This window comes from Sinomonas terrae (genome assembly GCF_022539255.1).
GTDB classification, from domain to species: domain Bacteria; phylum Actinomycetota; class Actinomycetes; order Actinomycetales; family Micrococcaceae; genus Sinomonas; species Sinomonas terrae.
The window spans coordinates 4,433,100-4,446,782 of sequence record NZ_JAKZBV010000001.1; the positions used below are offsets into that span (position 1 = coordinate 4,433,100).

Genomic DNA, 13,683 nt, shown 5'->3' on the forward strand with positions numbered 1-13,683 from the left:
ACTATTTGTCCTCGGACTCGTCCTGCCTCTCGTGGGCCTTGCCGTCTCCGTCTGCGTCGACCCCGCCGCTGTAGGGGGCCCTTCGAACGCTCGGCTTTTCATCGATGAGCTCGTTCACGGCATGGGAAATAAGGTCGCGCTGCAGTTCGGGAAGGACGAGCAGGCCGTTGAGATACGCGTCCACCTCGTACTCGCCCGCGTTTCCGGTGAGGCTGAAGTACCGCAGCCAGACCTGTCCAATCGTCAGCCCGGCTTCATCCATGGCCTGACGGGTAAGTCTCCACTGCCTCTCTACCTCATTGCTGCCGGTGTCCATCCTCGTCCTCAGAGAACAGAGCGCCCGGTGACAAGGTCCTGGGCGATATCTCGAAGGGCCCGCTGCTTGAGCCGTGAAAGGGACACGATCCGCAAGAGCGCGTCGTCGGGGCTGAGGCGCTCCCTCTCCATCAGAATCCCTGTTGCCATGTTAATCGCGTCGCGGTCGGAGACGGCCTCGGACATCGAAGCACTGGCCCGCTCCGCTGCATCCCTCGCCTGCACGTTGGCGAGCATCACCGCAGCCGGGCGCGCGAGCATCTCCAAGATCCGAACGTCGCGATCAGTGAACGTCCCCGGCCTGTCCGAGTAGACCTTGAGGGCGCCGATCGGTGTTCCGCCCGTCGTCAATGGCGAGCTGAGCGCAGAGCGCAGCCCGAGAACCGAGACGGCCCGCGTCCACAGAGGCCACCGCGTCTCGGTCTCGATGTCCTCGATCACCTGGGTCCTGTCCTCGGCCCACGCACTCAGGCAGAGCCCCTGCCCTATCTCGTACTGCAGACGGTCCGCCTCCAACACCACCTCATCGGTGGCCCCAGTGCTGGTCTTGTGGCCGCGGGGATCGATAAGGGTCGCACCGGCGCCCGAGGCGTGCGGCATCGCCTCCTTTGCAGCTTGCGCAAGGGACTGGACAGCGTCCTCAGCGGACTCCCGGGTCAGCAGAAGATCCGCCAGCCGGGCGGTCAGCTCCGCAAGTTCCTGCGCGAGCGGAAGATCGGTCCTCGTCATCGTTGCCCCTCAGTCAAAATGGGTGGCCGGATCGACCTCGCCGAACCGGGCCAAGATCTGGGACGCAACGTCCCGAAGCTTGACGTTCCGCCCGATCGCAGCGCGCCGCAAGATCTCCACTGCCTGCTCTTGGGTGCACCCTGATTGGGCCATGATCACTCCCGAAGCGAGATTGATCGCCGTCCTCGACTCGAGGGCCGCCTTCAAGTCAGAGGATCGCTCCAGCTCGTTCTCCAGCCTTACAGCGAGGCGCACGGAGGACGCGGCCAAATCGGCGAACGCCTCGACACTTGCCTTGGCCTCGTTGTCGAAGGCCCCGGGTTCATCCGCGTAGCAATTCAGGGCGGCCTGAGCACCGAGATCGAGGACGATGGGGACCGCGAGGATCGATCGAATTCCCGATTCCAGAGCGGGACCCCGATACACGGGCCATCGTTGCTCGTGAACCAGATCTGGTACGTCGATGACCGTGCCGTCTTCAACGCCGTCATGCAGGGGCCTTCTCCACTTGAATACTGGAGGTCGTCCAGACCCACGGCGAACTCTTCGCTGAAGCCGACGGTTGCCCAGCGCCGCTCGCGGAGCACAGTGACGCTGCAGTAGGCAGTCCCTCGCCGGGACAGCTCCTGGGCCGCCACCTGGGTCAGGCGGAAGAGGAAAGACTTGAGGTCCGGGCTCTCCAGGAGGATGCCTTGCAGCTCAGCCACATCGAACCTCGTCCATTCCGAACGCATGTTCCGCCAGCCTCCCCTGCCTCCAGAATGCGACCAATTAACCCCTAAAAAGAACGCTACACCCCTCGGCGTACGAGAGCCCTTCCCCGCTCACGTAGACAGAAACATCTGCGTAGCCTTAGCCTCAGAGAAGGAGCGGAAGGAGCCTGCTCCCTCTGGAACCTTCGTTGGCACGGGCGGTCGTTCACCGCCTCTGACCTAACGGGAGCCCCGGAAGGCCCGGCCCCAACCATGATCGTCACAGCGCTCCCCTCCTCGGCAGCCACCTCTCCGCATGCACGCCTTGACCTCGAGGCGGGCTCATGAGGGAGCAGATTCTCAGGGCGTGCTTCGAGCTCTTTGCTCGGCAGGGTATCCGCCGAACCGGTGTGGAGGACCTTGTCGCATACGCCGGGGTCGCCAAGTCCACCTTCTACAGCTATGTGCCCTCGAAAGAGGAAGCCGCTCTCGCTTACCTCAAGCACCTCTACCGGCGGTGGGCGACAGCGCTCGAAATGTCGGTCGCCGCTCGCGGTGAAGGTCCGCAGTCGCTGCTGGGCGTCCTCGACGCACTGGACACGCTGTGCGGGAAGGACAGCGACGGAGGCCCACACGCCTCTCTGGTCCGGGTCCTCGCCGAGTTCGGCCCCAACGACCCTCTGGGCCGCGCGAGCATTGAGCTCTCCACGCGGCTAACAGGCCAGATCGCCGGGATGGCCGAGGCCGCAGGCCTCAGCGAGCCCGACGAATTCGCGAGGGACTATCGGTTGCTGCTGGACGGCGTCCTCCTCTCCTTCACCGAGGGCAGTACCCGGGCGATGAACGACGCCGAAGCGCTCGCCACATCACTCATCAGGCACCACCTCGCGCGGAAGGAAGTACGGGCGTAGGCCACCTCTGCACCGGATGACAACCATCGCTCACGCGAAGACAAGCCTCCGCAAGCCGCTGCCTCCGAGACTGGACGGGACCAACAGCGGACTCGATGTGGAGGTTTCGATGGACACGACTCTGGAGCAGACCGTTTCCCTGCTCGATGCGATCGCCCCGGCTGCGGGCGAGCCGGGACGGGAGATGTTCGACCCGGCCACCGGCGAGCTGGTGGGCGTGGCCCCGCTGCACGGGCTCGCGGAGCTCGAGGCCGGGGTCGCCGCGGCGCAGGCCGCCCAGCCCGCCTGGGCCGCGGCGGGGCACGCGGCCCGCTCGGCGGCACTGAACGCGGCGGCCGACGCCGTCGAGGCCAGCGCCGAGGAGCTCGCCCGGATCCTCTCCCGCGAGCAGGGCAAGCCGCTCAACGGCCCCAACGCCCGCTTCGAAGTCGGCGCCTGCGCCGCCTGGCTCCGCTCCGCCGCCGCCACGCCCCTCGAGCCCGAGACCGTCGTCGACGACGGGACCACCAAGGCCGTCCTGCACTACCGGCCCATCGGGATCGTCGGCGCGATCGGGCCGTGGAACTGGCCCATGATGATCACCGTCTGGCAGATCGCCCCCGCCCTGCGCATGGGCAACGCCGCCATCGTCAAGCCCTCCGGCTACACGCCCCTGTCGGTCCTGGCCCTCATCAGGGTCATCAACACCGCCCTCCCCGAAGGCCTCTTGAGCGTGGTGGCCGGGAACCGGACCGTCGGCTCCGCTCTGGCCGAGCACCCCGCGATCGGCAAGGTCATGTTCACCGGCTCCACCGCCACCGGCAAGGCCATCATCCGCTCCTCCGCCGAGACCGTGAAGCGCCTGACCCTCGAGCTCGGCGGCAACGACGCCGGCATCGTCCTACCCGACGCCGACCCCAAGGCGATCGCCGAGGGCGTCTTCTGGGGCGCGTTCATCAACACCGGCCAGACCTGCGCCGCCCTCAAGCGCCTCTACGTCCACGCCGACATCTACGACGCCGTCTGCGACGCCCTCACCGACTACGCAAAGAACGTCCCCATGGGCCTGGGCCTGGACGAGCAGAACGTCCTAGGCCCCCTGCAGAACGCCTCCCAGTACGGGATCGTCAAGGACCTCGTCGAGGCCGCCAAGGCCTCCGGCGCCCGCGTCCTCCTCGGCGGCAACCCCGACGAGAACCAGCCCGGCCACTTCTACCCCACCACCCTCGTGGCCGACATCGACAACACCAACCCCCTCGTCGCCGAGGAGCAGTTCGGACCCGCCCTCCCCATCGTCAAGTACACCGACGTGGAGGAGGCCGTGGCGATGGCCAACGCCCTCGAGGTCGGCCTCGGCGCCTCCGTCTGGGCCACCGACCGCGACAAGGCCCGCGAAGTCGCCGCCCGCCTCGAGGCCGGCACCGTCTGGATCAACGCCCACGGCCTCGTCGACCCCCGCATCCCCTTCGGCGGAGCCAAGCAGTCCGGCTACGGCCTCGAATTCGGCGTCGAAGGCCTCAAGCACCTCGGCCAGCCCCAGGTCATCAACGGCTAACCCCCACCCCTCCCCCACCGTTTCGGGTACAGATAATCCACCCCAAGCCCAACTCGGGTACAGATAATCCACCCCAGGACCAACTCGGGTACAGATAATCCACCCCAAGCCCAACTCGGGTACAGATATCCGCAAGCCGCCCTGATTATCTGTACCCGAAACAAAGGCGAGGACGACGACGTACGGCAGCGTGCGCCGTCGTCCTCCTCTTTTCGGCCCTCTTCTTTCCGGCGCCTTTCCGGCGCCTTTCCGGCGCCTTTCTGGCGCCACGCCCCCGCCAGCGTGCGCAAGCCGGTTGAGGCAGACGCAGGCGGGTAGTGCGCGTGTGAGAAGGGTGGTCAAGCGGAGGGCGACGAACAATGGGACTCATACGGCGGGCGATCCGCGGCGCTAGTGCAGGAGTCGCAGCTACGGCGGCGATGACGACGGTCTTCGGCGCTGCGGGCGCTTCTGGCCTGATCCACCGCCAGCCCCCGGAGAAAATCGTCCGGACCCTCTTCCCCTCCCTCCCGACTACGGGCAAGGAAGCTCTCGCCCTCGCATCCCATGTTGGCTACGGGATGAGCGGCGGAGCCCTCTACTCGTGCCTCGTCCCATTCCGCTTCCAGGATCCGGGCACCGGCACAGTGTTCGGTGCGATGGTCTGGCTGGCCGGATACGAAGGATGGCTCCCCGCCATGGACATCCTCCCGCCGGCTCACGAGGACCGGCCCGGGAGGGCGGCGAACGTCTTCATAGCCCACCTCGTCTACGGCTGGACGCTGGGTTGGGCTGCGAGACGCTTGCGCGAGAAGCGGGAGTCGAAGAACCCGGCCTGACTCCGGAATCGAGAGAGCGCCTCCTCTTCGCGACCCTCCGCCCGAATGAAAGGGCTCGCGAGGTCGTGAGGTTTACGCTCGCCATATGTCAGAGTTCCGCCACCTGACCACTCCCATTGCCTTGCCTGCCGGCGACGTCGCCGCCTTCGCGGGCAACCCTGCCAACCTCCCGCTCTGGGCCGAGGGGCTCGCCGGCGGCATCCGAGCCGAGGGCGAGCGCTGGGTCGCCTCGTCCCCAATGGGCGACGTCGAAGTCAGCTTTGTCGGCGATGTCGCCGAGGGAATCCTCGACCACGAGGTCACCCTTCCGACGGGTGCGACCGTCCTCAATCAGTTCCGGATCCTGCACGATGGCCCGCACAGCCTTGCGGTCTTCCACCTTCGCCGCGAGACGGGCGTCACCGATGAGCAATTCGAGGCCGACGCCGCAGCGGTCCAACGCGATCTCGACACCCTCCGATCCGTGCTCGAGCACGGATCGGACGGGGTGGTCGACTAGGCTGGACTGAGAGAAAAGTCCGGTGATGGAGGGGCAGATCGTGGCCGAGAGCGACACCGGGCTCAAGCGCTCCCTCATGGGCGGCCGGTACCGCCTCCTCGAGGTCGCCGGCAGCGGAGCGATGGCAACCGTCTACCGGGCGCGCGACGAGGTCCTCGGCCGGATTGTCGGCGTAAAGGTCTTCCGAGCGCACTCCCCCGATCCCCGCAGCGACCGGCGTCGCCGCGGCGAGATGGAAGTCCTCGCCCGCCTCAACCACCCGAGCCTCGTCCGCCTCTACGACGTCGGGACCGAGACAAGCGCCGACGGCAAGGCTCAGGTCACGTACCTCGTCATGGAGTTCCTCGAGGGAACCGATCTGCGCCAGCGCCTCCGCCAGGGTCCCCTCAGCGGCAAGGAGGTGCAGCGTCTCGGCGCCGATCTGGCGAGCGCCCTCGCCTACATCCACGCCCTCGATATCGTGCACCGCGACATCAAGCCCGCGAATGTCATCGTGCCGGACCCGGCCGTCGCCGTCGGGCCGCGCCGCCCGGCCAAGCTCACCGACTTCGGGATCGCGCGCGTCATCGACGCGACCCGTGTCACCCAGACGAACACGACGATCGGCACCGCTCACTACCTGAGCCCTGAGCAGGCACGGGGAGAAGTCGTGGGGCCGCCCTCGGACGTCTATTCGCTCGGGCTCGTGCTTCTGGAGGCCCTGACCGGCCACATCGAGTATCCGGGCAGCGCGGTCGAGTCCGCCGTCGCCCGTCTCCTCCGCGAACCGCGCGTGCCGGCAGAACTCGGCGCGCCCTGGACCACGCTCCTGCCGTGGATGATGGCGAAGGAACCGTCCGAGCGGCCGACGCCGATCCAGGTCGCCCAGACGCTTGAGGCGGCCGCCAACGCCGCTGTAGGCGCGCCCGAACCCGCGGGGTCCATGCCCACCGAGGTCATCCCGCCGCCTTCAGCGGGAGCGAACGACGGCGCGACTCGGCTTCTGCCCGCAGGTCCCCCGCCGAAGCCTCCCCAGGCGCCGTCTGCTTCGCCTCGTCCGGCCCCGCTGCTCCGCCGCCCGTTCGTGTGGGTGGCTGCCGCCGTCGTCGTCCTTGCACTCATCACGGTGATCCCGCTCGCTCTGCGGACGGCACCGCCGAACTCCGGGCCTACGCCGATCGCGCCCGGATCGCCCCACATCCCGGGCCCGCTCGGGAGCCACATCGCCCAGCTCGAACGGAGTGTCAGACCGTGATCGTAAGCCGCCAGCGCCTCGTGCTCGCTGCCGCAGCCGCCTGCCTCGCCGCGGCAACGCTCGCGGGCTGCGCCCAGAAGGCGTCCGACATGGACACCGGAGTTGCCGCGGACCTCCAGTCGGCGGCCCAGAACGTGCGCGCGGAGGCGGCCGCTGGCCATTACGGCCAAGCACTGCAGGAACTCGCGGACATCGAGCGCCAGGCGAACGAGGCCGCCGCTCAGGGCAAGCTCAGTGCGGCCCGGAAGCAGGACGTGCTGACCGCCGTTGCGCTCGTCAGGACTGACCTTGAGACGGCCTCGGGCTCGCACAGCACCCCGTCGCCGAGCGCCTCGACCGCGAGTTCCTCGCCAAGCACGAGCGAATCATCGAAGGCCAAGAAGAAGGACGAGCCGAAGGATTCGTCGAAGGGCCAAGACCAGAACAACTAACGCCTAGCCCTGTCCCGGGATTGGCGCCCCGAAGGGGAGGCCCTCGCGGATGTAGCCGTCATACAGGGGTTGCCATGCGAGGGCGCCCGCCCTGTGCGGGCCCCCGGGCTCTCCCCCGCCGAGCTTGACCGCGAGTTCGGCGAGGCACACGTGCCAGCCAGCGGCGTTGCGGGCGGCGGCAGTGCGGTCACCGAGCCAGTTCCGCAGCGTCAGCTCCGCGTCCGTGCCCGAGCCCTGCACCACGAACTCGAGCGTGTCCTCGCCCCAATCGAAGGCCCACCGCTCGGGCGGCTCCCACGCGGTGATCCGTTCGGACGACGGCGGCATGTTCGGGTCGCCGGTCAGCGTCACGGTGTGCGTCGAGGGATCGATGACGACGGCGGAGGGGAACCAGCCGTCCAATCCTTCCGGCGTGCTCACGGCGTCCCAGACATCCTCGGCGCTCACCGGATACGAGCGGACGAAGGTGACAGAAGCACGCCCCTCTTCCTCGCTGTACTGCCCGTCGAGCTCTTCCATCATCCGGTGCCTCCGATCACGAGTGGCCGTCCCCGATTCAATGCCCGTACACGGTGCGGACGATTACGTCGAACGCCCTGTCCGGTAGCACCTTCCGCGCGGCCAGGATGGGCCACGCTCCCCCGCCGGCGGGGTAACGGGCGGCCGGGTGCTTCGACTGGACCGCCCGGACGATGGCCCGCGCCACAGCGTCCGGCGGGCTCGCGCGGCCCGGCTTGTCGACCTCGGCCAGGACTCCCGCGACCTTCCGCGCGTTGCCCTCGTAGGGGGTGCCCTCTGATCTCTCAATGAGGGACTCCCGCGCAATCGCGCTCCACTCCGAGAGGATGGGGCCCGGCTCAATCAGGACCACACGGATCCCGAACGGCTTGAGCTCGATGCGCAGCGAATCGGAGAGGCCCTCGACCGCGAACTTGGCCGCGTGGTACCAGGAGCCGAGCGGCTCGTAGAACTTGCCGCCGATCGAGGAGATGTTGACGATCGTCCCGGAGCGTCTGGCCCGCATCCCCGGCAGCACGAGCTGGGTGAGGCGAGCGAGGCCGAAGAGATTCACGTCGAATTGGCGCCGCGCCTCCGAGATCGGCACCTCTTCGAGCGCCCCGAAGGAGCCGTAGCCGGCGTTGTTGACGAGGACGTCGATCCGGCCGGCGTCGGCAATGATCCGACGGACGCCGTCGGTCATCGAATCGTCCGAGGTGACGTCCATGGAGAGGATCCGCGCGCCGAGTTCCGCGAGGCCCTGCATGCGGTCGACCCGTCGGGCCGCGGCATACACGGTGAACCCCTCTGCGATGAGTGCCCGCACGCTGGACTCGCCGATTCCGCTCGATGCGCCCGTGACGAGGGCAACCTGTTCCATGGGGCCTCACGCTACCGGAGCGTCCGGCGCTGGGACGAGGGCTTGTGCCAAGCTGGAGCCCATGAGCCTCCGATACCTCGCCGCCTCGTCCCGCTCTCAAGTTGCACCGTTTGCGGTCATGGACATCCTTGCGAGGGTTGACGAGCTTCGGGCCGCTGGACGGGACGTCGTCTCGCTGTGTGCTGGCGAGCCCTCGGGTGGGGCGCCGTCCGGCGTCTCCGCGAAGGCAGCCTCGATTCACGCCTCCGAGCGTCCCCTCACGTATACGCCCGCGCTCGGTACGGCGGAGCTGCGGGCGGCGATCGCAGGGCACTACGCCCGCTGGTACGGCCTCGAGATCGACCCCGCGCGGATCGCCGTGACCACGGGCTCATCCGGAGCGTTCGTGCTCGGCTTCCTCGCGGCCTTCGAGGCGGGGGACCGCGTCGCCCTCGCAAGGCCCGGCTACCCCGCGTACCGCAACATCCTCGCCGCACTGGGGTGCGAGGTGGTCGAAATCGACTGTGGCCCCGAGACGCGGTATCAGCCGACGCCCGAGCTGCTCGACGCCGCGGCCCGAGAGCACGGCCCGATGGCCGGCCTCATCCTCGCTTCACCGGCGAATCCGACCGGGACAATGGTGAGCCGATCCGAACTCGAAGCCATCGCCGCCTGGTGCTCGGCCAACGGGACTCGGCTCGTGAGCGACGAGATCTACCACGGCATCACCTACCCGGACGCGGTCCTCGACCAGCACAGCCCGCGCGGAGTCTGTGCCTGGGAGCTGGGCGAGGATCTCTCTCATGACACCATCGTCATCTCGAGCTTCTCCAAGTACTGGGGCATGACGGGCTGGCGCCTCGGATGGATGCTGCTTCCGGAAGAACTCGTCGGAGCCGTCGACGCCCTCGCCGGGAACGTCGCCCTCTGCCCGCCGGCACCCTCGCAGCTCGCGGCGATCGAGGCCTTCTCCCCGGCCTCCTATGCCGAAGCCGACGCCTGGGTCGCGCAATATGGGGAGACGCGGAGAGCACTTCTCGGCAACCTCGATTCACTCGGCTGGGGACCCGCAGCACCGGCCGACGGCGCGTTCTACCTCTACGCCGAGCTCGGCTCCCAGCTCGGACGCTTCGAGGACTCGCGGGCCTACTGCCGGGAGCTGCTAGAGACCGAGGGCGTCGCCATCGTCCCGGGCACAGATTTCGACGCCGCATCCGGCGGCCGCTCGGTTCGCCTCAGCTTCGCCGCGGGTTCGACCGCGGTGACGACCGCCGTCGAACGCATCCTCCGGTTCCAGGGCGGCGCGGCCTAGTCCTCCCGCTGGCCGCGCAGCCTCTCCATGTCGCGGCGGTCCTTCTTGGTGGGGCGCCCGGCGCCCCTGTCCCGCTGGGGAAGGCCCAAGAACGGCGCGGGCGGCCGCTCTGGCGTGTGATCGGTGTAGCAGCGGGAGGCAGCCTCTGCCCCGACGCGCTTGGCGATCAGGACGTGTACCTCGAGGATGCGCTCGAATCCGGGCTGCCGGACGCGGATCGTGTCCCCGGGGACGACGGTCTGGGAGGCCTTGACCGGGTTCCCGTTGAGCCTCACGTGACCTGCCCGGCACGCCGCCGTGGCGGCGGATCGCGTCTTGTACGCGCGCACGGCCCACAGCCAGGAGTCGATGCGGACGGCTGCCGCGGGCGAGGAACCAGAGGAAGCAGGAGCGTGCGAAAAGGCCATGGTGCGCAGCAGTCTAGCGGCGTATCGTCAGCTCATGGGGGGACGACCTTGAGGAGCTGATATGCCGGACAAGCAGCCACATCAGAGCGAACACAAGAAGCCGTCGAAGTCCATCAAGGAGCAGCGTGCAGTCAAGAAGGCTAAACGCCAAGTAGCTCTCGACTCCGACGCCGTCGCGCATCTGCGCAAACCGCGGACCCGCTAACCGACCCGCCCTCCGGCCTCAGCCCGGAGGGCGGGCCTTTTTCTTGTATGCCTTTCGGGGTATCTAGGCCCGGCGGATCTGGAGGCCGGCGCGGGCCATCGCGTCCGCGTACGCCTTGCCCATCTCGATGAGCCACTCCGTCTGGCGCTCCTTCGACCCGGCGAAGGCCCGGCCGTGGAGCGAACGCGCCTTGTAGACCTTGAGCCCACGGCGCCAGATGAGCGGATTGCTCGTCTTGAGGAGCATCTGCGCGAGGCGGTTCGCCTCGGGGCCGTGCGCCACGATCGCCGACGCGCGGGGCAGCAGCTTGAGCAGCGCGAGAAGCGGCTTGAGCCCGGCTTGGACCTGATCCGGCGTCAGCTTTCCGTTCGCCTCGCCCGGGGTGAACCAGGGGTGCGTGTTCCACGGCATGATCCACTCAGGACGGAGGCCGAGCTGGTATTGCAGCCCTAGGAGCCGGGTCGCCGCGGCGTCGTCCCCCGCCCACACGAAGCCTTGGGGGCTGGCCTCGCCCGTGTTCGAGAAGAGGCTCAGGATCTGGCACTCCTCGACCGAATGCATCGGGTCGACATAGGGGACCTCAAAGCCCGGACGGAGCTTCCGCAGAAACTCGACGTGCTCCGTCACGGGCGCGATCGCGGGCGCCCAGAGCGGGTCGGTCACCTCGAGGACGTCACGGACGACGGCGATCTGCGGCTCGGGTGCGTCCGTCGCCTCTGCCTGCGCCGATGCCTGTGCCCCTGCCTCTGCGAGGCCTTCCGCGGCATCGGGCTGAGCGACCTCCTCGCCCTCGGGCTCAGCGACGTTCTTGGCCTCGGCGAGCTTCTTGGCCTCCTCGAGACGGTCGGTGGCGGCCCGAGCGAGCTCGTCTGCCTCGGTCGAGCGGGCGAGCGCGAGCTGGGCGGCCTCTTCTGCCGCGGAAGCCTCTGCAGCTGCCGCCTTCGCCGCCGCTGCCTTTGCGACCGCCTCGGAGACGGCGCGCCTGGCGGCGCTCCCCGCTGAATCAGCGGCGACCCGAGCTCGTGCCGCCGCTTCAGAGAGAGCGGCGATCGTTGGGTCGACCTGAGGACGGGCAGCCGGGGGTGCCGGGTTCTCAGGAACTGCGTCCTGAGAGGCGACTACGTCAACGGCGCGGGCAGAAGCAACAACCGGGGCAGAAGCAATAGGGGCGGAAGCCACCGCGGGGGACAACTTGGGCTCAGCGGCCGACGCCCTCGAGGTCGACATCTTGGTCGCCGGGGACTTCCGTGATGCAGGCTTGCGGCTCGCTGTGACGGAAGGCGAGTCATCGTCGTCGTCCTCGTCAAAGAGGTTGGCGAACAGGTCGTCGAACTCATCCTCGTCGTCGTAGGCAGGCTCGGGACTCTGGCCGAAGCCCTCTTCGTACTTGGCGTCGAGTTCGGACCGGTAGTCCTCGTCGTAGTCGTCGTAGGCGAAGCGCGAGGCCAAGACTGTCATCTGCTGCAGGATCTCCTCGAGGTCAGCGCGGCCGTCCGACGGCGCGCCAGAAGGCGTCCGACTCGGACGGGAGAGGGGGATGGGCCGGCCGTTGGGGGCGGTCGGGCTTTAAGAGCTTAGCAAGCCCAAGTTCGCCTCCGGTTCGCCCAAGATTCAGCTCGGCCTCCGTGTCTCAGGAACTCGCAGTCTCTCAGGGAATTTTCGGGCAGACTTGATGTTGCACACAGTGCGGGGGAAGTAGCCCCCACCGTCGCCCAGTGAGGGCGGACCTGCCCAATTCGCGCCCGACCTCCCCAGGAGAAGCCGTGACGCCCGCGTCCAACCATCAGATCTCCCGCGAGAACCGTCTCGTGATCACCGCGCTCGTGACGGCTACCTTCGTTGTGATCCTCAACGAGACGATCATGAATGTGGCTCTGCCACGCCTCATGGCCGAGCTGCACATCGACGCACCGACCGTGCAGTGGCTCGCAACGGCCTTCATGCTGACCATGTCGGTCGTCATCCCCACCACGGGCTTCCTCCTTCAGCGGCTCACGCGCAGGAGCGTCTTCATCCTCGCGATGGGCTTCTTCAGTGCGGGAACGCTTCTCGCTGCCCTCGCGCCCGGCTTTCCGATCCTGCTCCTCGCCCGCGTCGTCCAGGCGTGCGGTACCGCCGTCATGCTGCCGCTGCTCATGACGAGCGTCCTCTCTCTCGTTCCGGTTGCGCGCCGCGGCCAGGTCATGGGCACGGTGAGCATCGTGATCTCGGTCGCGCCCGCGATCGGGCCGACGATCTCAGGCCTCATCCTGCAGTTCCTCTCGTGGCGCTTCATGTTCCTCACCGTCTTGCCGATCGCCCTCGCGGCGCTGTTCTTTGGGGCCCGGCATCTGGGTGGCACAGCGGAGAATGAGCGTCCGCGGCTCGACGCCCTCTCCGTGGTGCTCACGGTGCCGGCGTTCGGCGGCCTCGTCTACGGCCTGAGCCAGCTCGGCGGGGAGGGGACCGGCCTCGGCCCCGCAGTGCCGCTCGCCGTCGGCCTCGTGTGCCTCGCGCTCTTCGTGCTCCGGCAGCTCCGGCTCCAGCGCTCCGGCTCGCCCCTGCTCGACCTCCGTGCGTTCCTGCACCCGATGTTCACCGTAGCCACGGCTCTGCTTGTGGTCGGCATGATCGCCCTGTTCGGCGTGGTGATCCTCCTGCCGATCTACCTGCAGGAGGTCCGCGGCCTCGACACGCTCTCGACCGGCCTCCTGCTCCTCCCCGGTGGCCTCGTCATGGGACTCCTCGCGCCGTTCGTCGGCAAATGGTTCGACCGCGTCGGGCCGCTTCCGCTGACACTCGCGGGAACCGCGCTCATGACGGCGGTCCTCTTCGTCTTCGCGTTCCTCACCGCCGGGACTCCGATCTGGGCTGTCCTCGCGCTCCACGTCGGGCTGTCACTCGGCTTGGCCCTCCTGTTCACCCCGGCCTTCACGAGCGGTTTGAACCCACTCCCGCCGCACCTCTACAGCCACGGCTCGGCGATCCTCAGCACGCTTCAGCAGGTTGCAGGCGCGGCAGGGACAGCGCTGCTCGTCGGCGTCATGGCATCGCAGGCGCAGGCAGCGGTGACATCAGGAGCGGCAGCGAATCCGATCGACGCCCAGATGGCAGGATTCCGCGCGGCGTTCCTGGTTGCGGCCATCGTGGCCATCGCGTCGATCGTCCTCGCCGCCTTCCTGCGGAACCGTCCGGCGGCCGAGACGACCGAGGGAGCCGAGGCGCGCGAGGCCGTCCACTGACCTCCGCCGCCGGTTGCG

Annotated in this window: 15 protein-coding genes; 8 read left to right on the top strand and 7 right to left on the bottom strand. The window is 68.2% G+C overall.

The features are described 5' to 3' along the window. Position 1: 1 nt before the first annotated feature. Genes L0M17_RS20620 through L0M17_RS22805 form a run of 3 tightly spaced genes read right to left on the bottom strand, consistent with a single transcriptional unit; the run spans position 2 to position 1,644 of the window. Entirely contained in the window at positions 2-316 is a 315-nt protein-coding gene (locus L0M17_RS20620) for a hypothetical protein (RefSeq protein WP_241056232.1), read from the bottom strand. An 8-nt stretch (positions 317-324) separates the two neighbouring features. Continuing rightward, the gene (locus tag L0M17_RS20625) at positions 325-1,044 is read right to left on the bottom strand and encodes a GAF and ANTAR domain-containing protein (RefSeq protein ID WP_241056233.1); all 720 of its coding nucleotides are present in this window, start codon (positions 1,042-1,044) and stop codon (positions 325-327) included. A 9-nt stretch (positions 1,045-1,053) separates the two neighbouring features. Next, complete coding sequence (locus L0M17_RS22805; RefSeq protein WP_372498079.1) at positions 1,054-1,644, bottom strand: ANTAR domain-containing protein; 591 nt, start codon at positions 1,642-1,644, stop codon at positions 1,054-1,056. A 436-nt stretch (positions 1,645-2,080) separates the two neighbouring features. Here L0M17_RS22805 and L0M17_RS20635 point away from each other — a divergent pair, with 436 nt between their 5' ends. The 6 genes from L0M17_RS20635 (at position 2,081) to L0M17_RS20660 (ending at position 7,163) form a co-directional block, all read left to right on the top strand. Further along, positions 2,081-2,647 carry a TetR/AcrR family transcriptional regulator gene (locus L0M17_RS20635; protein WP_241056235.1) on the top strand — a complete coding sequence of 189 codons (567 nt, stop codon included), beginning with the start codon at positions 2,081-2,083 and terminating at the stop codon, positions 2,645-2,647. A gap of 184 nt (positions 2,648-2,831) precedes the next feature. Continuing rightward, positions 2,832-4,181 (top strand): aldehyde dehydrogenase family protein, encoded by a 1,350-nt coding sequence (locus tag L0M17_RS20640; protein WP_372498080.1) that lies wholly within the window; start codon positions 2,832-2,834, stop codon positions 4,179-4,181. Between the two features lie 359 nt (positions 4,182-4,540). Next, positions 4,541-4,999, top strand: coding sequence for a DUF6789 family protein (locus L0M17_RS20645; protein WP_241056236.1), 459 nt, complete (start codon positions 4,541-4,543; stop codon positions 4,997-4,999). 85 nt (positions 5,000-5,084) lie between these two features. Then, a complete protein-coding gene (locus L0M17_RS20650; protein ID WP_241056237.1) occupies positions 5,085-5,498 on the top strand; it encodes an SRPBCC family protein in 414 nt (137 codons plus the stop codon). 25 nt (positions 5,499-5,523) lie between these two features. Then, positions 5,524-6,732, top strand: a complete 1,209-nt coding sequence (locus L0M17_RS20655; RefSeq protein ID WP_241056238.1) for a serine/threonine-protein kinase — start codon at positions 5,524-5,526, stop codon at positions 6,730-6,732. After that, complete coding sequence (locus L0M17_RS20660) at positions 6,729-7,163, top strand: hypothetical protein (RefSeq protein ID WP_241056239.1); 435 nt, start codon at positions 6,729-6,731, stop codon at positions 7,161-7,163. Before L0M17_RS20655 ends, L0M17_RS20660 begins: the two co-directional genes overlap by 4 nt. A 3-nt stretch (positions 7,164-7,166) precedes the next feature. Here the strand turns inward: L0M17_RS20660 and L0M17_RS20665 are convergent, their stop codons facing one another. Beyond that, positions 7,167-7,685, bottom strand: a complete 519-nt coding sequence (locus tag L0M17_RS20665) for an SRPBCC domain-containing protein (RefSeq protein WP_241056240.1) — start codon at positions 7,683-7,685, stop codon at positions 7,167-7,169. A gap of 34 nt (positions 7,686-7,719) precedes the next feature. Further along, positions 7,720-8,541: an oxidoreductase gene (locus tag L0M17_RS20670; RefSeq protein WP_241056241.1), complete on the bottom strand. Its 822-nt coding sequence runs from the start codon at positions 8,539-8,541 to the stop codon at positions 7,720-7,722. Positions 8,542-8,602: 61 nt separating this feature from the next. On the opposite strand from L0M17_RS20670, the gene L0M17_RS20675 reads away from it, so the two are divergent. Then, on the top strand, positions 8,603-9,832 hold the full coding sequence (locus tag L0M17_RS20675) for an aminotransferase class I/II-fold pyridoxal phosphate-dependent enzyme (protein WP_241056242.1): 1,230 nt from the start codon (positions 8,603-8,605) through the stop codon (positions 9,830-9,832). Here L0M17_RS20675 and L0M17_RS20680 read toward each other — a convergent pair. After that, a complete protein-coding gene (locus L0M17_RS20680; protein ID WP_241056243.1) occupies positions 9,829-10,239 on the bottom strand; it encodes an RNA-binding S4 domain-containing protein in 411 nt (136 codons plus the stop codon). The genes L0M17_RS20675 and L0M17_RS20680 overlap by 4 nt on opposite strands. A gap of 268 nt (positions 10,240-10,507) precedes the next feature. Next, positions 10,508-11,134 carry a uracil-DNA glycosylase gene (locus L0M17_RS20685; RefSeq protein WP_372498081.1) on the bottom strand — a complete coding sequence of 209 codons (627 nt, stop codon included), beginning with the start codon at positions 11,132-11,134 and terminating at the stop codon, positions 10,508-10,510. Between the two features lie 1,073 nt (positions 11,135-12,207). On the opposite strand from L0M17_RS20685, the gene L0M17_RS20690 reads away from it, so the two are divergent. Further along, entirely contained in the window at positions 12,208-13,665 is a 1,458-nt protein-coding gene (locus tag L0M17_RS20690) for an MDR family MFS transporter (protein ID WP_241056244.1), read from the top strand. The last annotated feature ends 18 nt before the right edge of the window (positions 13,666-13,683 follow it).